Source organism: Natrononativus amylolyticus, from assembly GCF_024362525.1.
Lineage (GTDB): Archaea > Halobacteriota > Halobacteria > Halobacteriales > Natrialbaceae > Natrononativus > Natrononativus amylolyticus.
This window is the reverse complement of the sequence record NZ_CP101459.1, coordinates 386,773-405,654: the sequence shown is the minus strand read 5'-3', so window position 1 is coordinate 405,654 and position 18,882 is coordinate 386,773. Positions and strand designations below refer to the sequence as shown.

Sequence of the window (18,882 nt, the reverse complement as noted above, 5' to 3'; positions counted from 1 at the left end):
ATTGCCCCCGACGAGCCGACCGGTGGGGCGGAGTAGGGACAGCAAAACAAACCCCGAACGGGGCGTCCCGCCGTGCTGTTACGTTGTCACGCACGATGGAAAGGGAACCGAGAAACACGGCGGTCGAGCGGACGATCCGGTGTTCGGACGTCTCCCACGAGTTCGGGAGCGCCCACGGCGCCGGCCGGTTCCGGAGGCGCGTCCGGCCGCCCGAGCCGTCGGCGACGCCGGTAGATGCACTTCGAGGCGTCTCCTTCGAAACCCGGCCCAGCGACGTCGTCGGCCTCGCCGGGCCGAGCGGGAGCGGCAAGTCCACGCTCCTCCACGTGGTCGGCGGGTTGCTCGTTCCGACCTCGGGGACCGTTGAGCTGTGTGGAACGGATCTCACCGCCGCGTCGGGGCGGGAACGGGCCCGAATCCGCCGCGAAACCGTCGGGTTCGTCTTCCAGCGCTTTCACCTCCTCCGGTCGCTCTCCGCCCGGGCGAACGTCGCCGTGCCGCTCGTCCAGCTCGGGGTTCCGAAACGGGAGCGCCGCCGGCGCGCCGACGCGCTGCTCGAGGCGGTCGGGCTGGCAGATCGGCGAACGCACCTTCCGGGAGCGCTCAGCGGCGGCGAGCAACAGCGCGTCGCCATCGCCCGCGCGCTCGCGACCGATCCCGCCGTCGTCCTCGCCGACGAACCGACCGGCGAACTCGACACGGAGACCGGCAGGAGGGTTCTCGAGGTGCTGACCGCCGCAGCCGGCGAGCGAACGGTGGTGATCGCCTCCCACGACGAGTACGCGCTGGCCGTCGCCGACCGCGTCGTCGAACTCCGCGACGGGCGGGTGATCCACGGTGACGGCTGAGGGCCCTCCCGACGCCCCGACGCGACCGGAAGCGCGCTCGCGTCCGATCCGGTGGGCGACGATCGCCCGCTTCGCTCTGCGTCGGCTTCTGTGGCGGACGCGGCGCACCGAAGCCAGACAGACGCTGGCGACGGTCGGCGTCGTCGCACTCGCCGTGACGCTGTTGCTCGTCGTCACCGGCGTCTCGATCGCCCTCGCGGACGACCCCGGCATCGAGAGCGCGGACGCCGACTACCTCGTGTTACCCGAGGACGGCGCGTCGCTGTCGACCGTGGTCGACGTCGACGGACCGCGGCTCGGAAACGTTCACGACCGGACGGCCGACCTCGAGGCGCGCGAGGACGTCACCAGCGCGACCCCGGTGCTCGTCGACGTGATCAGGGTCCAGACGCCCGACAGCGACGGCCCGATCTTCGCGCTCGCGGTCGGCGTCGTGCCCGACGAGGAGGCGCCGACGGTCGCGGGGATGGAGCCGGGCGCGCTCGAGGGAGGCGATCCCCACTACGCCGAGGGGAGCTACGACGGCGAGTACACCGGCGACCTCCTCCTCTCGGAGGCGGCCGCAGAACAGCTGAACGCCTCGGCCGGCGACCCGGTCTCGTTTCGCAGCGGGACGACGGGTTCGACCGGCGACGACGAACACGTCGTCCGCGCCATCGACACCCCCTCGGGACAGACCGTCGGGGACGGCCTCCCGATCGTCGTCTTCCGTCTGAGCGAGCTCCAGGCCGTCTCGGGGGCCGACGACGGCGACCTCGCCGACCAGGTCCTCGTCCGGGCCGACGGCGACGTCAGCTCGGATCTCGAGTCAGTCTTCCCGGAAGCGACGGTGGTCGAGGCCGGCGGGTCAGACCTCGAGACGCTTCGCAGCGACGATCTCGCCCTGGCGCTCAGCGGCTCCGCGGCCATCGTGGGGATCGGGCTCAGCGTGCTGTTCGTCGCGACGACGACGGGGCTGGCCGTCGACGGCGACCGCCGGACGATCGCCGTGCTCGCGGCGCTCGGGTTCTCGCGTGGCGCCCGGCTGGGGATCGTCGGGGTGACGGTGCTGGCGCTGACCGTCGCCGGCGCGCTCTGCGGGGTCGTCGTCGGCGCCCTCGGCGTCGCGCTCGTCAACGCGATCGCCCAGGCGACGGTCACGAGCGAGCCGGTCGTCTCGCTCGGATCCTGGGCGGTACCGTACGCCCTGGGCGTCGCCGTCGTCTCCGCGCTGCTGGCCGCGCCGTACCCGCTGTTGCTCGCCGCTCGAACGTCCGTCCTCGAGGAGCTGGGGCGATAGCGTGGTCGCTCGAGACGACACCCGAACGGGAATCGAAACCGGGCCTGAAGCCGAGCGCGCTCGCTCGTTGCGGGCGCTTTCACGCGCCCGCGGAGTCGTCGGTCTGGCCGCCGCGCAGGTTCGCCACACCCCGGTGCGGACCGCGCTGTCGGTGCTCGGGATCGCCCTCGCCGTGCTGGCGGTGACGCTGCTGGCGAGCACCGGTTTCGGCGTCCTCGAGACCGGACAGGAGCGCTTCGCGGCGGCAGACCGGGACCTCTGGATCACCGGCGGCTCGGTGGAGGTAACTCCCCAGGGCGGGCTCGAGAACCCCATCGTCGGCGCCCACGAGATTTCGGCGTCGCTCGAGGCCCGCGACGACGTCGAGACGGCCGCGCCGCTGGCGTTCCACGGCGTCTACGTCGAGCACGGGGACGATCGAGAGCTCGTGACCGCGGTCGGGCTCCCCGGCACCCACGCGGGACTCGACCTCGAGGCGGGTGAACCGCTCGAGGGAGGCGATCTCCACTACGCCGACGGGGGCTACGACGGGCCGCGAACGGACGAACTCATCGTCGACCGGTCGACGGCCGACGCGCTGGGCCTCGAGGTCGGCGACGACGTGGTCGTCTCCTCGAGCGCCGACGGCGGCGGGCGGGCGGTGACCGTCGTGGGAATCTCCTCGACGTACTCGCAGTTCCTCGGAACGCCGACCGTTACGATGCCGCTCAGCGAACTCCAGGCGCTCGCGGGAACGACCGAATCCGACCGCGCCACGTTCGTCACCGTCGCGCTCGCCGACGGGGCCGACGCTGCGGCCGCTCAGGCGGCGATCCAGGAGGAGCACCCGGAGTACGAGGTCCGCTCGAACGAGGAGCAGTTCGAACGGATGCTCGAGTCCCACGTCTTGGTGATGGCGAGTGCGGTCACGCTGGTCGTCCTCGCCGTCCTCGTCGGCAGCGCGCTGGCGCTGAACGTGCTCGTCCTCTCGGTCGTCCAGCAGTCGCGGGAGTTCGTCGCGTTACAGCTGCTCGGCGTCTCCCGGTGGACGCTCACCGGCGTCGTGCTCGTACAGGGGCTGGTCCTCGGCGCTCTCGGCGGGCTGGTCGGCCTGGCGGCGACGCCGGTCCTCGCCGCGGGCGTCAACGAGGCGGCCGTCCGGCTGACCGGCTTTCCGGACCTGCTCCGGGTGACCGCGGACGTCTACGCGCTCGGTGGCGCCGTCGCCGCCGTGATCTGTCTCTTCGGTTCCGTCGCCGTCGGCGCCTATCTCGCCTCGAGACTGGGCGCGACGAGCCGGCTCCTCGAGTGACCTCGAGCCGCCGGCGTCAGAACAGCTCGACGCGGATGCCGTCGTCCTCGAGGTCGGCGGCGAACGCCTCGGCGTCGGTTTCGATGGCCTCGAACGTGTCGTAGTGGATCGGCAACACGAGGTCGGGGTCGACGCTCCGGGCGAAGTCGGCGGCCTCGTGGCGATCCATCGTGTAGTGGCCGCCGATCGGCGGCAGGAAGACGTCCGCCGAGATCGACTCGTGGTGCTCGAGGAAGTCGGTGTCCGACGGGACGAACACGCTCGTCCCGCCGATCGAGAGCACGAGCCCGATCACCTCGCCGTCGGCGTGGAACGGCTCGCCCTCGTCGTCGACGTGGTCGCCGGCGGGATCGTTGTACGCCGGGACCGTTCTGACCTCGATTCCGTCGACGGTTCGCTCCCCGTCGTACGGAAGCGACACCGTCTCGAGGTCGAGGTCGAGGTCGGCGGTGTCGATCCCCTCGTAGACCGCGACCGTGGCCCCCGAGTCGGCGACGGCGGCGATCGCCTCGGGGTCGTAGTGATCGAAGTCGTCGTGGGTCACGAAGACGACGTCGCCGTCGCCCGGTTCGCCCTCGAGGACCTCGCTCCAGGGGTCGACGTAGAGTACCGTTCCGTCCGCGGTCTCGAGCCGGACGCTCGCGTGGCCCAGCCGCTCGATCGTGAGTCCCGCGTGTTCGACTGACATGGTGCGTCGGCTGTACGATGGCCGGCGGGATAACTGTCGGTGTCGGCGACAGACGTTGTGCACGATTCACGGACAGAGACGCCCTACGGGGCGGGCTTTCGCCCGGCTATTCGCGCGGAGACGAGGAACTCGCTCAGGTCCCGCTCGTCGTCCCACTCGCGGATGAACGCCGCGCTGTCTTCTTTCGGCTCGAGCGAGACGTCGACGAACCCGGCGTCCGTCAGCATCGACTCGAGTTCCGAGATCGACGACGCGCCACCGACGCAGCCGGCGACGGATTCCATGTCCGCCCGCAGCGCCGGGGGTAGCGGTGCGGTCACCACCACGTCCGAAACCGCGAGCCGCCCGCCCGGTCGGAGGACGCGGAAGGCCTCGCGAAACACCTGCGGTTTGTCCGGGGAGAGGTTGATGACGCAGTTCGAGATGATAACGTCGACGGACCCGTCGGCGACGGGGAGGTGTTCGATCTCGCCGAGGCGGAACTCGACGTTCGTCGCGTCGTTGGCCGCGACGTTCTCGCGGGCCCGCTCGATCATTTCGGGCGTCATGTCGACGCCGATAACGCGCCCCGAGTCGCCCACCTCCTGGGCTGCGAGGAAGCAGTCGAAACCGGCGCCGGAGCCGAGATCGAGGACGGTGTCGCCGCTCTCGAGGTTCGCGATCGCGGTCGGGTTGCCACAGCCGAGACCGAGGTTCGCCCCCGGTGCGACGGATTCGACGTCGGCGGTCGAGTACCCCATCTCGCTCGAGTTGTCGACCCGATCGGCCTCGCCGGAGTCGCTCTCGCCGCGAGGCGACGGCTCCGTCTCGCAGCAACCGGACGGCTCCGCCGCGATCGCCGCGTAGCGGTCCCGGACGGCCCTGCGCCGTTCCGCCGCGTCGGGAGCGGTGCTGCCGGAGTCGGGTGGTGTGCTGTCGTCACTCATCGTCGGATGATCTGATCTCGTCGAGCGTTTCGAGGAGGCGTTCCGCCCGCGGCGTCGCGCTGTAGTACCGCCAGCGCCCCTCCTTGCGCCTCGAGAGCAAGCCGGCGGCGTACAGCCGCGAGAGCGCCTGGCTGACCGCGCCCTGACTGACGCCGAGGGCGGGCTCGAGTTCGCAGACGCAGACGCCGTCTTCGACGCCTGCGATGAGCCGAAGCGCCTCGTACCGGGTGTCGTTTCCGACCGCCCCGAGCAGTCGGACGTCCGCTACAAGCTCGCGCTCGGTCAGCGGGTGGGACGCCGAACAGCAGGCCGACGCGGCGTTCGAATCGTCGGTGTCGTGGGACAGAGCCATTTTAGCTATTCCTAATATTAGCGCGACCTAATATAGGGTTTGCGGTGAGGGTGACTGATCGACCGTATCTCCGTTCGGGGACACGCAGAGAAGGGGTGAGGGTCCTTACCCCGAGTCGTTATCGGCGCCGGTCTCCGTCTCGCCGTCGGGTGGCGCAGTCTCGTCGGCCGACCCGTCGCCATCGCCGCTATCGGCCGGTTCGTCGTTCTCCGGCGGGTCGGCTGTCGTCTCGTCAGGCGGGTCGTCCCCCTGGGTCTCATCGCCGTCCGGCGGATCACCGTTTTCCGATGGGTCGTCGTTCGCGGGCGGGTCGGCTTCGTCCGTCTCGTCCCCGTCCTCGGGCTGTCCGCCACGGACGTCGACCGTTCGCTCGTCCGAATCGGTCTCGCCCTCAACGACGACGGTGAACTGGACGTCCCGTGCGACCGTCGCGGTCCGGTAGCCGAGGGAAACCGTCTCCGTCTCGCCGCCGGCGACGGTCACCGACGCGGTATCGACCGCTTCGTCGCCGACGACCAGCCGAAGCGTCTCCGTCACCTCGCTGGCGCCGTCGTTCGTGACCTCGGCGGTCACCTCGAGGACCTCGCCCGCGTCGACCGGGTCGTTCGCGTCGACGACGCTGACGGCGAGGTCTGCCTCGGGGAGGTACGTCTCCGCGGGTTCGGTCTCCGCCCGGATCGGCTCCTCGTACTCGAACCGGGAGAAGTCGACCTCCCAGGCCAGTCGCTCGTCCCCCGAGTCGGGCGTCCACTCGGCGGTGGCGGCCGTCGTCCCCGCCTCGAGCTCCGCGGGCGGCTCGTCGGTCGTCGCTCCGACGAACGCGCTCTCGACGGGGATGTCGACGTCCGTCGGGTTCGCCGCCTCGAACGTCACTTCGAGGTCCCCGTCCTCGAGCGGCGCCACGTCGGCCACCGAGAGTTCGGGCGGTTCCGGTCTGATCTCGTCGAGGCAGTCGTGCGGGTTCTCGTGGTTGGCCCCCACGACCCCCTCGGCGTCCGGCGTTCGGACGCCGGAGATCGCGGTGCCGAACTGCCCGGACTCGCGGACGGTGACGACCGCCTCGTCGCCGTCGACGGAGACGCCGTCGTCCTCGCCGACTTCGAAGACGACGGTACCCTCGAACGGCGCCTCGACGTGGTCGCCGACGGTGAGCCAGTCCTCGCCGACCGTGTTGCCGTAGCCGGCGAGGTCGTAGAAGCCGGTGTTCGCCGAGAGCGTCTCGCCGTCGTCGAACGCCCCGGTGACGACCGCGCGCCGACAGCTCTCGAACTCGACCTCGAGGTCCGGGTCGTCGTCTCCGTCGGCGAGGACGTCGACGGTGACCGCGGCGTCGTCGGCGTCGGTCGCGACCGTCACGGGAAACGAGACGTCCTGGCGGACGGGATACGTCTCGTAGCCGAGTTCGACCGCCGCGGTGTCGCCGCCGCCGATCGTCGCGTCCGTCGAATCGACGACCTCGCCGCCGACCACGAGTCGAACCTCGTCGGTGCGCTCCCCCTCGGCGGCGTTCTCGAGCGTGGCGACGACCTCGAGGAACTCGCCGGCGTCGACCGGGTCGTCCGCCTCGAGACCGGTCACGCGAAACGAGGGAACGCCGTCGGCGAAGACGCGAAAGGTGCGCGTGTCGCGGTAGTCCGCCGTCTCGACGACGACCGGGAACTCGACGTCCCGGCGGACTGGGTAGGTCTCGTAGCCGAGCGTCATGGTCGTGGTTTCCCCCGGTGAGAGCGTTTCCTCTGCGGTGTCGACGCGGTCGCCGGCGACGAGGTGAACCGCGCGCGTGACCGTCGCCTCGCCGACGTGTTCGAGTTCGGCGACCACCTCCAGGAACTCGCCCGCCCCGACCGGGGCGTTCGTCTCGAGGATTCGAACCCGCGTGGATCCGACGTCACCCGCGAAGACGTCGACGGTTCGGGTGTCCGAATCGTCCTCGCAGACGACCCGGATCGGGAACCGGACGTCCTGGCGAACGGGGTAAGTTTCGTAACCGAGCGAGAGCCGGTCCGTCTCCCCGCCCTCGAGGTCGACCGACTCGCTGTCGACGACCTCGCCGCCGACCTCGAGGCGGAGCTCCTGACTGGCCGCCGAGGCGCCGCGGTTTTCGACGTCGACGGTCGCCTCGAGGACGCTTCCCGCCTCGACGGGGTCGTTCGTCTCCGCGATCGTCACCTCGAGGTCGCCGTCGAACGCCCGGTTCGCCGTCCAGCCGCTCGCCTCGGTGACGAGCCCCGACTCGGAGATCACCCAGGGGACGACGGCGCAGGTGTGACACAGCTCCCCGCCGTCGACCGAGAGCGTGGCCGTGTCCTCGCTTCCGTCGACGTCGCTCACGTCCAGCACGCGGTCGGCCTGCTCGAGCCACCAGACGACGCGATCCAGTCCGCCTGCTGGATCGGACACCGCGAGTTCCAGCTCGACGGACGACGATTCGGACGCGTCGATCGGGCCGAAATCGGGGGACGCGTCGTCGATCGTCGGCGCGGCGGCGCCGTCGTCGGCGACGTCAACCGACCACCGCGCGGTGGTGTTCTCGTCCTCGCCGACGACGACCGCGGTCACCGTCGTCTCGCCCGACGTCTCGAAGGTGTGTCGCCAGAAGTCAGCCCCCTGTGCGAGCGCGTAGGCCGCGAACCACGGGCCGCTCGAGTGGCCTGCGTAGGCGCCGTCGAGGTACCAGTGAGTTCGGCCGCCGAACTCGCCAAGGTCGTCCGGCGCGACCTCGAACAGCACTGTCGACCCCGGCTGGACGGTGAGCGGCGTCTCCGGGCGGACGGCTTCGACCGCTAACTCTCCGATGCCGTACACCTCGACGGTGCGCTCTGCAGTGCCGTCTGGTCCCGCGATTCCCACCGGAAACGTGCTGTCCCGCCTGACGGGATACGTCCGGTGGTGAAACTCGACCGTGCGCGTCTCCCCCGCCTCGAGCCCGAAGCTCCGTCGTGCGGCGGTCGGCTCGCCGCCGACGAGCAACTCGAGGTCCGCCTGCACCTCATCGGCGCCGGCGTTTTCGACCTCGCCGACGATCTCGAGGAATTCACCCGCCTCGATCGGGTCGTTCGTCTCGACGATGCTGACGGAGATTGTCTCGGCGTCGGCCGTCGCGATCCGCTCACGCCCCAGTACGAGGCCACCAACCCCCGCGCCCACTCCCAGGAGGTACCGCCGTCGGCGCATAGCCACTGCTACGGCGTCCTGGACCATTATATTTCACAAAATTAAACTCGGATACCAATGTGTGGTAAAGAGTGTCATTCGTGCCGGAGAGAGCGCGAGCAACCGCACCCGCCGCTCGCCGGCCGAAGGCTACTCGGGTTCGTCCGCGAGCGGGATCGCCCGCGCGGCCGTGGCCTTGAACGACGCGACGGCGGATTCGCCGACCGCGAGCCCCAGACGCTCGAGGCTCGCGGTCGTAATGACCGTCCCGAGTTCGACCCCGCCGTCGAGGGCGAGCGTGACGCTGGCGATCGCCGCTCCCGACTCGAGCGAGGAGACGGTGCCGACGAACTGGTTTCGAAAACTAGTCCGGTCGTCCTCCGTCGGAGCCGTCGCGAGGACGACCGCGTCCGAGCGGACGCCGATCTGCACCTCGGTTGCCCCCTCCGGTACCAGCGCGACTACCCGCCCCGCCGGCGTTTCGACCGTCCCGAGTTCGCCGGTTCGCTCGACGACCCGTCCGGTGAACACCGACTCGGTGACGCGGGCGACGCCCTCGAGCGCCGTCTGGTGGCGTTCGAACCGCCGGAGCAGCCTTCTGGCCGTCGCGGTGAGTTCGGTTCCTCCGCCGCCGGCGCCGCCGCGCTGGCGCTCCGTGAGTTCGCCGAGGGCCCCCTCTAATTCGACGATCCGACCCTGCAACCGGGCGTACGAGCGGCCGAGCGCGTCGGCCGCGGCGTGGATCGACCCGTGCTGGTCGATCGCCTCGAACATCTCGACGTCCCGGCGATCGACCGTGACGTCGTCGATCGACAGCTCGGTCCGGTAGCCCTTCTCGACGGTCATGGGTCTGAACACCGCTGGAACTGTACGGTCGGAGCCATCAGTAGATCAACTCTCCGTCGATGAACTTTCGCGTTCGGTCGTCGTCAGGGTTCTCGAAGATCCGCTCCGTCGGGCCGATCTCGGTGATCCCGTCGCCCAGCAGGACCCCCACCCGGTCGGCGATCCGACGAGCCTGGTGCATGTCGTGCGTCGCGACGACCACGCCGAGGCCGCGCCGGCGCGCCTCGAGGACCGCCTCCTCGATGACGGCCGTGTTCCGCGGATCGAGGTCGGACGTCGGTTCGTCGAGCAGAAGGTAGTCGGGATCGTACGCGAGCGCGCGGGCGAACGCGACCCGCTGGGCCTCGCCCCCCGACAGCGAACTCGCCGGCTGCTCGAGTCGATCCCCCAGGCCGACGATCTCGAGGGCCTCCATCGCGCTGCTCGTACCGTTTCGCAGTCCGAGGACGTCCGCGACCTCCCGGCGCAGCCGGTCGCCCCACGACCGGCGAACGTGCAGGCCGTACTCGGCGTTTCGACGGACGCTCCCGTCGAAGAGGTTCGCCTCCTGGAACACCATTCCGATCCGCCGCCGACACTCGAGTCTGGTCCGCTCGGTTACCCGCCAGACGTCCGTCTCCCCGAACTCGAGGCTCCCCTCGTGCGGGCGTTCGAACAGCGCGAGCATCCGGAGGAGCGTCGTCTTGCCGACGCCGGAGGGGCCGATGATCGCGACGACCTCACCTCGGTCGACGGAGAGCGTGACGTCCTCGAGGACCGTCTCGCCCCCGTAGCCGTGTTCAAGGGCGGTGGCGCGGAGCGTCATCGGTAGCCACCACCTCCGTCGCCCAGCCGAACCACGATCGCGTTGACGAGCAACACCAGCGCGACCAGAATCGCGCCCAGAATCATCGCCGTTTCGAACCGCCCCTGGCGGGCCTCGAGCTGGATCGCCGTCGTTAGCGTCCGGGTGTAGGACTCGCCGTCCGCGCCGGCGATGTTCCCGCCGACGATGAGGACGCCGCCGACCTCGCTGATCGCGCGCCCGAACCCGGCCAAAACCGCCGTCGCGATGCCGTACCTGGCCTCCTTGATCGTCACGAGGGCGACGTCGAGGCGGGTGCCGCCCATCGCGAACGCCGCCTCGCGCACCCCCCGCTCGACGCTCGAGACCGCAGCGAGACTGACCCCCGTGATGACCGGCGCGGCGAGGACGATCTGTGAGAGGATCATCGCTTCGGGGGTGAAGACGAGCTCGAGCGAGCCAAGCGGCCCCTGGTTCGAGACGGTGAACAGGACGACGAGGCCGACGACGACGCTCGGAAAGCCCATTCCGGTCGTGATGATCGACGTCAACAGCCCCTTCCCGCGGAACTCTTTGACTCCCACGACGAGCGCGATCGGAACGCTCAGGAGCGTGCTGATCGCGACGGCCGTGAGGCTCACGTATAGCGACACCTCGATGATGCTCCGGATGTAGGTCCACTCGAACGGGAACTCGGCCGCCAACGCGACCATCGTCGGGGGGATCATGGTGTGAGTCTCGCGGTCCGCTCTCGAGTGGCGCGGGCACCCTGGAGGCGGTTACGCCCCATCGTCGTCGCTCCACCCCTCGGGAACGTACTGCCGGAAGTTGGGGTTCTCCGAGAGCGATTCGGGGAAGAACAGCTGTTCGTCCTCGACGGTGTACTCCTCGATTCGCTCCTGGCCCTCGAGGCTCGTGAGGTAGCCGATGTACGCCATCGCCAGGTCGTACTCGACGGTGTCGTGGACCGCCGGGTTGACGGCGACGATTCCGTAGGGGTTCGCGAGCAACTCGGAACCCCCCTCGATCGGCCCCTCGACCAGAATCTCGAGGTCGAGTTCGTTCTGCATCGAGAGGTACGTTCCGCGATCGGCGAGCGTGTACGCGCCCTGCTGGTCCGACTGCGTGAGCACCGGCCCCATTCCGTCGCCCGCCTCGAGGTACCAGTCGCCGCCGCGGTCGATCCCCGCTTCCTCCCAGATCGCCAGCTCCTTCGCGTGGGTGCCGGAGTCGTCGCCCCGAGAGATGAACGTCGATTCAGCCTCCGCGATCGTCTCGAACGCCTCGGCGGCGTCGTCACCGCCGGCGATCCCCGCGGGATCGTCGCTCCCCCCGACGACGACGAAATCGTTGAACATGAGATCCCGCCGGTTGACGCCGTAGCCCTCCTCGAGGAACTCGTCTTCGAGCGATCTGGCGTGGACCATCACGACGTCGGAGTCGCCCGCCCGCCCGGTCTCGAGGGCCGCTCCCGTACCCTGCGAGATGGTGTTGACGGTGACGCCGTAGCGATCCTCGAACGGCGCGTTGAGATCGTCCAGCAGCCCCGTATCGTACGTGCTGGTCGTCGTCGTCAGCGTGAGCGTCGTCCCCGCGATTTCGGGAGCGGCGTTTCCGCCCTCGTCGCTGCTCAGACAGCCGCCGAGTCCGGCGGCGACGACGCCGGCAGCGGTGAGAAACGGGCGTCGTTGTATCGCCATAGATACCACGAAGGAGGCGACCGCCAAATAGATACTGGATTCCCCGTAACCAGATCCGATTACGCAGAGGGGCGACATGGTGCCAAATCGCCCCTACAACGCCAATCTGGCCCGTTTCGAGGTTCGGGGGGAACCACAGTTAGTTACTTTCGAGTGGAATCGAAACCGAGTGTGTGCTCACAGCGGGGTCACGCCAAGACGTTTTATCGTGCTGGTGGAACCACCGATATGACGACGACGCGCGAACTGGCCCAGTTCTCTCAGCGAACGACGTACGACGATCTCTCCGACGCGGTTCGCGACGCGCTGAAACGGCGCGTTCTCGACACCGTCGGGGTCGCGGTCGCCGCAACGGACGCCGGACCGCCACGAACCGTTCTCGAAACCGTCCGCGACCTCGAGTCCGGGGGCGCCTGTACGCTCTGGGGTCGCGACGCGGCCGCTTCGCCGGTCGGCGCGACGATGCACAACACCGCGCTCATTCGCTCGCTCGAGTACGCGGACTCGTATCTCGCGCCCGGCGAAACGGTCCACCCGAGCGACAACCTCGCGGCGGCCGTCGCCTGCGGGGAGTACGCGGACCGTTCCGGGGCGGAACTGCTCGCCGGGTTGGCGGTCGCCGACGAGATTCAGGGCGAACTCGCCTGGAACGCACCCGTCCGGTCGAAGGGGTTCGACTACGTCACCCACACCGTCGTCTCCGCGGCTGCGGGGGCTGCGACCCTCCTCGACCTCGACCTCGAGGCGACACGGAACGCGATCGCCATCGCGGGCACCGGTCACAACGCCCTCCGGGTGGCACGGACCGGCGAGATCAACGAGTGGAAGGCGGTCGCCTCGGCGAACGCGGCGCGAAACGCGGTGTACGCCGCGTTCCTCGCGAAACACGGAACGGCGGGACCGCGGAACGTCTTCGAGGGACAGCACGGCTGGCAGGAGGTGATCTCGGGGCCGTTCGAGGTCGACCTGACGCCGGGTGAACGAGTCCACGACGTGGCGACCGGGCGGTACGCCGCGGCGACGTACGCCCAGTCTGCCGTCGAGGGCGTGATCGAACTGGCGAAGACCGAGGACCTCGATCCGGAGTCGATCAGCGGCGTCACGCTCGAGACGTTCGCCGGCGCGAAGCGCGCCCTCGGCGGCGGCGAGGGGAACCGCTACGAGGTCGAGACGCGGGCGCAGGCGGACCACTCGCTCCCCTACGTGCTCGCGGCGGCGCTGCTCGACCGCGAGCTCTCGCCCGCCCAGTACGCCTCCGAGCGGCTCCGACGGGCGGACGTCCAGGAGTTACTGCGGATCGTCGACGTCCGCGAGGACCCCGATCTCACGGAGCGCTTCGAGGCGGGCGAGCTGCCCGCCGTCATCGACGTCGTGATGGACGACGGCACCACCTACCGCGTCGAGAAGTCGGCGTTTCGCGGCCACCCCCGCGATCCGATGGGGTGGGACGACCTCGAGGCGAAGTTCGACGCGGTCACGGCGGGGCGACTCGAGGACGACCGGCGCGACGAGATCGTCGAGACGGTACGCGGGCTCGAGGAGTACGACGTGTCGGAGTTAACGGCGTTACTCCGCTGACGAGCCGGAAGGAACGTCAGTCACGTCTGGCGGTCGGCCGCGATCGGGTCGGCCGGTTCGACGTCGCTCGCGCCGGTCGACCCCTCGGAACCGTCGTCGCCGTCGTAGTCGACCGCCGCGTGTCCCTTCACGAACTCCTCCGTGCGTTCGTGTTGTGGGTTCTCGAAGAACGATCGCGTGTCGCTCTCCTCGATCACCTCCCCGAGGTAGAGGAAGACGACGTCGTCGGCGAGGCGCTTGGCCTGCTCCATGCTGTGGGTGACCATGATTATCGTGTACTCCTCTTTGAGTCCCTCGAGGGTCGCCTCGACCCGCTCCGCCGAGATCGGATCGAGCGCCGACGTCACCTCGTCACAGAGCAACACCTCGGGTTCGACGGCGAGCGAGCGGGCGAGACAGAGCCGCTGGATCTGGCCGGTCGAGAGCTCCGCGCCGGGGGCGTCGAGGCGGTCTGCGACCTCCTCCCAGAGGTCGACCTTCCGCAGGTACGTCTCGACGAGTTCGTCGAGTTCCGCCCGCGAGTAGTTCCCGTGGAGCTTCGCGCCGTAGGCGACGTTGTTGTAGATCGATAGCGGCAGCGGCGTCGGCGTCTGCGGGACGTAGCCGACCCGGCGGCGGATCTCGGGGAGCGGTTCGTCCGTGTCGTAGACCGCCTCGTCGCCGAGGTACACCTCGCCGGTAACCGCCGCGCTCGGCGTGATCTCGTGGAGGCAGTTCAGCGACTTCAACAGCGTGGACTTGCCACAGCCCGACGGGCCGATGATCGCCGTCAACCGGTTTTCTGCGAAGTCGACGCTCACGCCGTCGAGTGCGGTCACGTCCCTGTTTCCGGTGTACGTTACCTCGAGGTTCTCCGTTCGGATCGCAGTCTGTTGGCTCATGAGTGTCTCCCTCCTGGTGCGAAGCGGGCGAACCGCCCCGCGAGTAGCTTCGAAACGATGATCAGCGACAGCACGGCGACGATGAGGACGAACGACGCCGCGTAGGCGTGCGAGCGGACTTCGGCGTTGAACGACGCCGCCTGCTCGAAGATCAGGATCGGCAGCGTCGTCGCGGGATCGAACGGGCCGCCGGGCATCTGGGTGCTTCGGCCGGCCGTGAACAGCACCGTCGCCGCGTCCCCGATCCCGCGGGCGAAGCCCATGATGATCCCGGCGATGACGCCCGGTAGGGCCGCGCGGACCGTCATCCGTGCGCTCTCGAACCGCGTCGCGCCGAGGCCGTACGACGCCTGCTTGACCGCGTCGGGGGCGGCCCGCAGCGCCTCGTCGGCGTACCGGGTCATGATCGGGTACTGGAAGATCGCGATCGCGATCGTCCCGAAGATCAGGCTCGTCTGGGCGCCGACCGCGATGATGATCGTCAGCACGAACACGCCGTAGACGATCGGCGGCGTCCCCCAGAGCACGTTCAGGAACATGTTGATCACGTCCGAGGTGCGCTCGCTCGAGTAGTCGCTCTGGAGGTAGATCGCGGTCGACAGCGACAGCGTCGTCGCGATCACCGTCGCCGGCACGACGATAAAGACGCTCCCGAGGATCGCGTGCAGGAAGCCGCCGCCGCCGTCGAGCATGTACCGCGAGCCGGGCGGCGTGATCACGACCGCCGGATCGGTGAGAAACACCATCCCGCCCCGGTAGAGCGTCACGCCGACGACCAGCAACAGGACGCCGACGACGAGGGCGGCGCTGCCGCGGGCGAGCAGGCCGAACAGGCGCTGTTCTGCGTACCGGTCCATCAGTACTGCCACCTCCGCTGGAGCCGACGGCGGATCAGCATCGCACCGAAGTTGAACAGCCAGACGATCACGAGCAACATGAGCCCGACGAAGATCAGCGCCGACTGGGTGAGCGGGATGGACATCAGCTCGCCGAAGTCGTTGACGATCAGCGTCGGCAGCGTCTCGGCGGCGTCGAACGGGCTCTCCGGGATCGTCGTCTGGCCGCCGATGAGCATCGCGGGGACGATCGTCGCGCCGAAGACGCGGCCGAACCCGAGCAGGATCGCCGAGAAGATGCCCGGGCCGGCGGCCCGCAGCAGCACCGACCGGGTCGTCTCCCACTTCGTCGCGCCGACGCCGAGCGAGGACTCCCGTAGCTCGTCGGGCAAGGCCTCGAGCGACTCGACCGACAGCGAGATCATAAAGGGCGTGACGATGATCGCCATCACGAGACTGACCGTCACGATCCCGAGGCCGATGCTGTGGGCGCCGACCGCCGGCGCGAGGTAGTCGCCGACGAACGGGACGACGACGATCAGCCCGACCAGCCCGAAGATCACGCTCGGGATCGCCGCGAGGACGTCGATGAACGACGAGACGACGATCTTCAGCCGTCCCTCGGCGTACTCGGCGATGTAGATCGCCGCGAGGATCGCGATCGGCGTGCCGAGAGCCATCGAGAGCGCGGTGACGTACAGCGTGCCGACGATCGCCGGCAGGAAACCGAACTCCTCCTGGGCGGGGTCCCAGTTCGAGGAGGTCAGCATCTGCACCAGGGAGTGTTCGGAGACGATCGGGATCGACTGCTGGACCAGCGTGAGGACGATCAGCGAGAAGAGCGCGACCGCGAACAGTCCGGCGCCGAGCAGCCAGTAGCTACTCAGGCGCTCGAGGAGTAACCGGCGCTCGAGTCGCGTCCCGTCGCCGCGTTCGGTCTGCGTTCCCGTCGACATCTCAGTACTCACCCGTCGCCAGCGTCTCCCGTTGCTCCGCGAGTCGGTCGTCGTCGAGCGGCGCGTAACCGTTCTCCCGGACGTGTTCCTGGCCGTCGGTGAGGACCCACTCGACGAACGCCTCGGCCTCGTCCTCGAACTCCTCGTCGGCCGCCAGGAACATCTCGCGGGCCGGCGGTGCCGGGTAGAGATCGTTCTCGACGGCCGTGAGGAATTCGTCTCGATTGTCGTAGAAGTCCTCCTCCGCGGAGAGCGTGCCGTCCTCGTCGAGGTCGAGGGGGACGGGCCGGAGGTTCATCTCGAGGCCGCCCGTGTTGAAGTCGTAGACGTAGTTGATGTTGTTCAGCGAGATGCCGTGGGAGTCGTTGTCGATCGCCTGGGCGACCGGCTGGTCGCCGTCGAAGTTCCCGTCGGCGAGGCTCTCGAGTTCGTTCTCGGTGTAGCCGCCGAGGAACTCCCCCCACTGCTTGTATGCGGCCGAGGAGTCCGAGCGCCCGTAGACGTAGATCGGTTCGTCGACGTCCGCGTCGACGACGTCGCCCCAGTTGGCCACCTCCTTGGTGAAGATCGCCTCGAGGTCGCCTCGAGTGAGCCCGTGGTCTCGGATCTCGTCGTAGACGGGGTTGTCGACGTTGACCGTGCCGACGACGGTGTCGATGAGCATCGCGACGGCGAACAGCCCCTCTTCGATCTCCGCGTCGTCGGGGTCCCGCCCCATCATCGCGATGTCGACCTGCCCGTTCAGGACGTCGGAGACGCCGACGCCGGTGCCGCCGCCCGAGACGTTGAGACTGACGCCGGTCTCGGACTCGTACATGTCCGCCCACACCTGTACCATCGGCAGCGGGCCGACGCCGCCGGACACCCGGATCGTCGTTCCTCCGTTAGAGTCCGCAGACGAGAGACACCCGGCGAGGGCGACCGCAGAGCCGGCACCGAGCGCGCGCAGGGTGGACCGACGCGAGTAGCCACGTTCCATGCTGTACCCCCGTAACAGCCAGACGCGTATTAGAACTCGTTACTCAGCAAGAATTCGGTACGCAATCGGACACAGGAAACATTCTCCGCGAAGCTCGAGACGCGGTCACACGGACCTCCCACACCGGTGAGAGCGGTCGTGTCACGGCGGCTCACGCGCCAAACAGCAGCGTGAGCACGCCGAGTGAAACCGTACTGGCGACGAGCAACGCCAGCAACACGACGAGTGCGGGCGCCACTCCGGTGTTGCGAAGCTCCGCGAGTCGGATCTCCGTCCCGAGCCCGACGAACGCGAGCAGGAACAGCCAGCTGTAGGCGTTCTCGATCGACGCCTGCTGTGCCGGCGAGAACGCGCCGAGGCTCGCGAGCGCCACGAGCGCGAGAAAACCGAGGACGAACTTCGGGAACTCCTCCCAGAGCGACCGGAGCGACGGCCGGCCGGCGGACCCCGTTCGGGCGTAGTAGCTCGCGTACGCGAGGACGACGACGCCGATGAGCGCGTTTCGGGAGAGTTTCGTCATCGTCGCCCACTGGCCGGCGACCTCGGAGTGTGCGAAGCCGACCGCGACCACCGGTCCCGTCGAGAACATGCTGACGCCGGCCCAGACGCCGAAGACGACGCTCGAGAGGCCCAGCGCGTCGCCGACGATCGGGTAGACGACGAGCGTGATCGCGTCGAACAGCAGGACCGTCGCCGCCGCGTAGGCGATCTGGCCCTCCCGTGCTCGGATCGCGCCGGCGACGGCGACGACCGCCGACACCCCGCAGATTCCCGATCCTGCGGCGAGCAGCGAGCCGAGGTGATCCGCGAGCCCGAAGACGTTTCGCGCGAGGAGTTCGACGACGACGATCGTGAGCGCGGTGATCGCCACGACCACGAGCAGGACGAGACCACCGACCTCGAGCACGGTCTCGAGGGTCAACGACGCGCCCATGAGGACGATCCCGGCGCCCAGCCAGAGCTTGTGGGTGGCGATTCCGCGCTCGAACCGGGTCGGCACGCCGACGGCGTTGGCCAGCACGAAGCCGATGGCGATGGCGACGAGCAGGTGGTTGAGACCGACGGCGAGTTCGACGCTGCGTGCGAGCAGCGCACCGAGACAGAGAACCGCGAGGCCCGGAAGAAACCGACGAAGGCTCATGTCGTTACCAGGGGATCTGGACCCCGAACGCGGCCGTCAGCGCGACGATCGCCGCGCCGACGACGACGCTCTGCCAGTCACGCTCGAGACGCGTCCAGGCGGCCCGGACGTCCGAGACGACCGGGCGCCATCCATCGATCGACATTCGTTCGAAGCCTTCCGAGCGGCGCACTTAACGCTTGTCGATCACGTCCGAGATGCCGGAAAATGTTGCACCCATCCGAGACGACCTAGGCGAACAGCGGCGACGAACTGTCAGCACAACGGGAAACGTGGAGTTCGATTCCCCCGTCGTCGACCGAGATGCGAACGTCCTCGATTCGGCGGGTGTACTCGCGGGTGTGCTTGCCCGACCGGCGGATGCGAAGCTGCTGGTCGAGGAGTCCGGCCTCGGTGAGCGTCTCGAGTTTGCGGTAGGTCGTCGACAGCGGGACGTCGCTGCGGTCGGAAATTTCGCTGGCCGACAGTCCGTCGTCGTCACCGACCACTTCGAGGATGGTGCGGCAGTCTGCGTCGTCGAACGCGCTGAGGATCTCTCGGGCGCCGGTCTCGAGTGAGAGGACGTCCGGGCCGCTCGAAAATCCGGGAGACGTTCCGTGAACCGCATACTGTGACTGACTCATACCTCTGTGTACCGGTCGGAG

At 68.9% G+C, this 18,882-nt stretch carries 19 protein-coding genes; 4 read left to right on the top strand and 15 right to left on the bottom strand.

Translation table 11 applies throughout. The features are described 5' to 3' along the window. Positions 1 to 95: 95 nt before the first annotated feature. The 3 genes from NMQ11_RS17275 to NMQ11_RS17265 are packed head-to-tail and all read left to right on the top strand — an operon-like array spanning position 96 to position 3,418. Positions 96 to 848, top strand: a complete 753-nt coding sequence (locus NMQ11_RS17275) for an ABC transporter ATP-binding protein (protein ID WP_255170940.1) — start codon at positions 96 to 98, stop codon at positions 846 to 848. Further along, positions 838 to 2,127 (top strand): ABC transporter permease, encoded by a 1,290-nt coding sequence (locus tag NMQ11_RS17270; protein WP_255170939.1) that lies wholly within the window; start codon positions 838 to 840, stop codon positions 2,125 to 2,127. The genes NMQ11_RS17275 and NMQ11_RS17270 overlap by 11 nt, the downstream gene beginning before the upstream one ends. A 1-nt stretch (position 2,128) precedes the next feature. Further along, positions 2,129 to 3,418 (top strand): ABC transporter permease, encoded by a 1,290-nt coding sequence (locus tag NMQ11_RS17265; protein WP_255170938.1) that lies wholly within the window; start codon positions 2,129 to 2,131, stop codon positions 3,416 to 3,418. A gap of 16 nt (positions 3,419 to 3,434) precedes the next feature. Here NMQ11_RS17265 and NMQ11_RS17260 read toward each other — a convergent pair whose 3' ends face one another. From NMQ11_RS17260 to NMQ11_RS17225, 8 genes are all read right to left on the bottom strand, one after another. Beyond that, positions 3,435 to 4,106 (bottom strand): MBL fold metallo-hydrolase, encoded by a 672-nt coding sequence (locus tag NMQ11_RS17260; protein WP_255170937.1) that lies wholly within the window; start codon positions 4,104 to 4,106, stop codon positions 3,435 to 3,437. An 83-nt stretch (positions 4,107 to 4,189) separates the two neighbouring features. Then, positions 4,190 to 5,032: an arsenite methyltransferase gene (locus NMQ11_RS17255; protein WP_255170936.1), complete on the bottom strand. Its 843-nt coding sequence runs from the start codon at positions 5,030 to 5,032 to the stop codon at positions 4,190 to 4,192. After that, complete coding sequence (locus NMQ11_RS17250) at positions 5,025 to 5,384, bottom strand: ArsR/SmtB family transcription factor (RefSeq protein ID WP_255170935.1); 360 nt, start codon at positions 5,382 to 5,384, stop codon at positions 5,025 to 5,027. The genes NMQ11_RS17255 and NMQ11_RS17250 overlap by 8 nt, the downstream gene beginning before the upstream one ends. A gap of 105 nt (positions 5,385 to 5,489) precedes the next feature. Further along, positions 5,490 to 8,558, bottom strand: a complete 3,069-nt coding sequence (locus NMQ11_RS17245) for a hypothetical protein (protein ID WP_255170934.1) — start codon at positions 8,556 to 8,558, stop codon at positions 5,490 to 5,492. Positions 8,559 to 8,687: 129 nt separating this feature from the next. Further along, positions 8,688 to 9,383 carry a TOBE domain-containing protein gene (locus NMQ11_RS17240; protein WP_255170933.1) on the bottom strand — a complete coding sequence of 232 codons (696 nt, stop codon included), beginning with the start codon at positions 9,381 to 9,383 and terminating at the stop codon, positions 8,688 to 8,690. Positions 9,384 to 9,420: 37 nt separating this feature from the next. Further along, the gene (locus NMQ11_RS17235; RefSeq protein WP_255170931.1) at positions 9,421 to 10,188 is read right to left on the bottom strand and encodes an amino acid ABC transporter ATP-binding protein; all 768 of its coding nucleotides are present in this window, start codon (positions 10,186 to 10,188) and stop codon (positions 9,421 to 9,423) included. Continuing rightward, positions 10,185 to 10,895 (bottom strand): ABC transporter permease, encoded by a 711-nt coding sequence (locus tag NMQ11_RS17230; RefSeq protein WP_255170930.1) that lies wholly within the window; start codon positions 10,893 to 10,895, stop codon positions 10,185 to 10,187. Before NMQ11_RS17230 ends, NMQ11_RS17235 begins: the two co-directional genes overlap by 4 nt. Before the next feature lie 51 nt (positions 10,896 to 10,946). Beyond that, positions 10,947 to 11,867, bottom strand: a complete 921-nt coding sequence (locus NMQ11_RS17225) for an ABC transporter substrate-binding protein (protein ID WP_255170929.1) — start codon at positions 11,865 to 11,867, stop codon at positions 10,947 to 10,949. Between the two features lie 228 nt (positions 11,868 to 12,095). Here NMQ11_RS17225 and NMQ11_RS17220 point away from each other — a divergent pair, with 228 nt between their 5' ends. Further along, positions 12,096 to 13,445 (top strand): MmgE/PrpD family protein, encoded by a 1,350-nt coding sequence (locus NMQ11_RS17220; RefSeq protein ID WP_255170928.1) that lies wholly within the window; start codon positions 12,096 to 12,098, stop codon positions 13,443 to 13,445. Positions 13,446 to 13,465: 20 nt separating this feature from the next. Here the strand turns inward: NMQ11_RS17220 and NMQ11_RS17215 are convergent, their stop codons facing one another. The 7 genes from NMQ11_RS17215 to NMQ11_RS17185 form a co-directional block, all read right to left on the bottom strand. Next, the gene (locus NMQ11_RS17215) at positions 13,466 to 14,326 is read right to left on the bottom strand and encodes a phosphate ABC transporter ATP-binding protein (protein ID WP_255170927.1); all 861 of its coding nucleotides are present in this window, start codon (positions 14,324 to 14,326) and stop codon (positions 13,466 to 13,468) included. After that, entirely contained in the window at positions 14,323 to 15,183 is an 861-nt protein-coding gene (locus NMQ11_RS17210) for a PstA family ABC transporter permease (protein WP_255170926.1), read from the bottom strand. Before NMQ11_RS17210 ends, NMQ11_RS17215 begins: the two co-directional genes overlap by 4 nt. Continuing rightward, positions 15,183 to 16,118: a phosphate ABC transporter permease subunit PstC gene (gene pstC, locus NMQ11_RS17205; RefSeq protein ID WP_255170925.1), complete on the bottom strand. Its 936-nt coding sequence runs from the start codon at positions 16,116 to 16,118 to the stop codon at positions 15,183 to 15,185. Before pstC ends, NMQ11_RS17210 begins: the two co-directional genes overlap by 1 nt. Before the next feature lies 1 nt (position 16,119). Beyond that, positions 16,120 to 17,097 carry a PstS family phosphate ABC transporter substrate-binding protein gene (locus tag NMQ11_RS17200; RefSeq protein WP_255170924.1) on the bottom strand — a complete coding sequence of 326 codons (978 nt, stop codon included), beginning with the start codon at positions 17,095 to 17,097 and terminating at the stop codon, positions 16,120 to 16,122. Between the two features lie 151 nt (positions 17,098 to 17,248). Continuing rightward, complete coding sequence (locus NMQ11_RS17195) at positions 17,249 to 18,238, bottom strand: YeiH family protein (protein WP_255170923.1); 990 nt, start codon at positions 18,236 to 18,238, stop codon at positions 17,249 to 17,251. A 4-nt stretch (positions 18,239 to 18,242) separates the two neighbouring features. Continuing rightward, positions 18,243 to 18,383 carry a hypothetical protein gene (locus NMQ11_RS17190; RefSeq protein ID WP_255170922.1) on the bottom strand — a complete coding sequence of 47 codons (141 nt, stop codon included), beginning with the start codon at positions 18,381 to 18,383 and terminating at the stop codon, positions 18,243 to 18,245. 85 nt (positions 18,384 to 18,468) lie between these two features. Next, positions 18,469 to 18,861: a winged helix-turn-helix domain-containing protein gene (locus NMQ11_RS17185; protein ID WP_255170921.1), complete on the bottom strand. Its 393-nt coding sequence runs from the start codon at positions 18,859 to 18,861 to the stop codon at positions 18,469 to 18,471. Positions 18,862 to 18,882: the final 21 nt, after the last annotated feature.

What these genes read in the sequence shown, in the direction of transcription:
- NMQ11_RS17275 (WP_255170940.1), top strand. Translation starts at nt 96, where the DNA reads ATGGAAAGGGAACCGAGAAACACGGCGGTCGAGCGGACGATCCGGTGT.
- NMQ11_RS17260 (WP_255170937.1), bottom strand. Translation starts at nt 4,106, where the DNA reads ATGTCAGTCGAACACGCGGGACTCACGATCGAGCGGCTGGGCCACGCG.
- NMQ11_RS17255 (WP_255170936.1), bottom strand. Translation starts at nt 5,032, where the DNA reads ATGAGTGACGACAGCACACCACCCGACTCCGGCAGCACCGCTCCCGAC.
- NMQ11_RS17250 (WP_255170935.1), bottom strand. Translation starts at nt 5,384, where the DNA reads ATGGCTCTGTCCCACGACACCGACGATTCGAACGCCGCGTCGGCCTGC.
- NMQ11_RS17245 (WP_255170934.1), bottom strand. Translation starts at nt 8,558, where the DNA reads ATGCGCCGACGGCGGTACCTCCTGGGAGTGGGCGCGGGGGTTGGTGGC.
- NMQ11_RS17240 (WP_255170933.1), bottom strand. Translation starts at nt 9,383, where the DNA reads ATGACCGTCGAGAAGGGCTACCGGACCGAGCTGTCGATCGACGACGTC.
- NMQ11_RS17235 (WP_255170931.1), bottom strand. Translation starts at nt 10,188, where the DNA reads ATGACGCTCCGCGCCACCGCCCTTGAACACGGCTACGGGGGCGAGACG.
- NMQ11_RS17230 (WP_255170930.1), bottom strand. Translation starts at nt 10,895, where the DNA reads ATGATCCCCCCGACGATGGTCGCGTTGGCGGCCGAGTTCCCGTTCGAG.
- NMQ11_RS17225 (WP_255170929.1), bottom strand. Translation starts at nt 11,867, where the DNA reads ATGGCGATACAACGACGCCCGTTTCTCACCGCTGCCGGCGTCGTCGCC.
- NMQ11_RS17220 (WP_255170928.1), top strand. Translation starts at nt 12,096, where the DNA reads ATGACGACGACGCGCGAACTGGCCCAGTTCTCTCAGCGAACGACGTAC.
- NMQ11_RS17215 (WP_255170927.1), bottom strand. Translation starts at nt 14,326, where the DNA reads ATGAGCCAACAGACTGCGATCCGAACGGAGAACCTCGAGGTAACGTAC.
- NMQ11_RS17210 (WP_255170926.1), bottom strand. Translation starts at nt 15,183, where the DNA reads ATGGACCGGTACGCAGAACAGCGCCTGTTCGGCCTGCTCGCCCGCGGC.
- pstC (WP_255170925.1), bottom strand. Translation starts at nt 16,118, where the DNA reads ATGTCGACGGGAACGCAGACCGAACGCGGCGACGGGACGCGACTCGAG.
- NMQ11_RS17200 (WP_255170924.1), bottom strand. Translation starts at nt 17,097, where the DNA reads ATGGAACGTGGCTACTCGCGTCGGTCCACCCTGCGCGCGCTCGGTGCC.
- NMQ11_RS17195 (WP_255170923.1), bottom strand. Translation starts at nt 18,238, where the DNA reads ATGAGCCTTCGTCGGTTTCTTCCGGGCCTCGCGGTTCTCTGTCTCGGT.
- NMQ11_RS17190 (WP_255170922.1), bottom strand. Translation starts at nt 18,383, where the DNA reads ATGTCGATCGATGGATGGCGCCCGGTCGTCTCGGACGTCCGGGCCGCC.
- NMQ11_RS17185 (WP_255170921.1), bottom strand. Translation starts at nt 18,861, where the DNA reads ATGAGTCAGTCACAGTATGCGGTTCACGGAACGTCTCCCGGATTTTCG.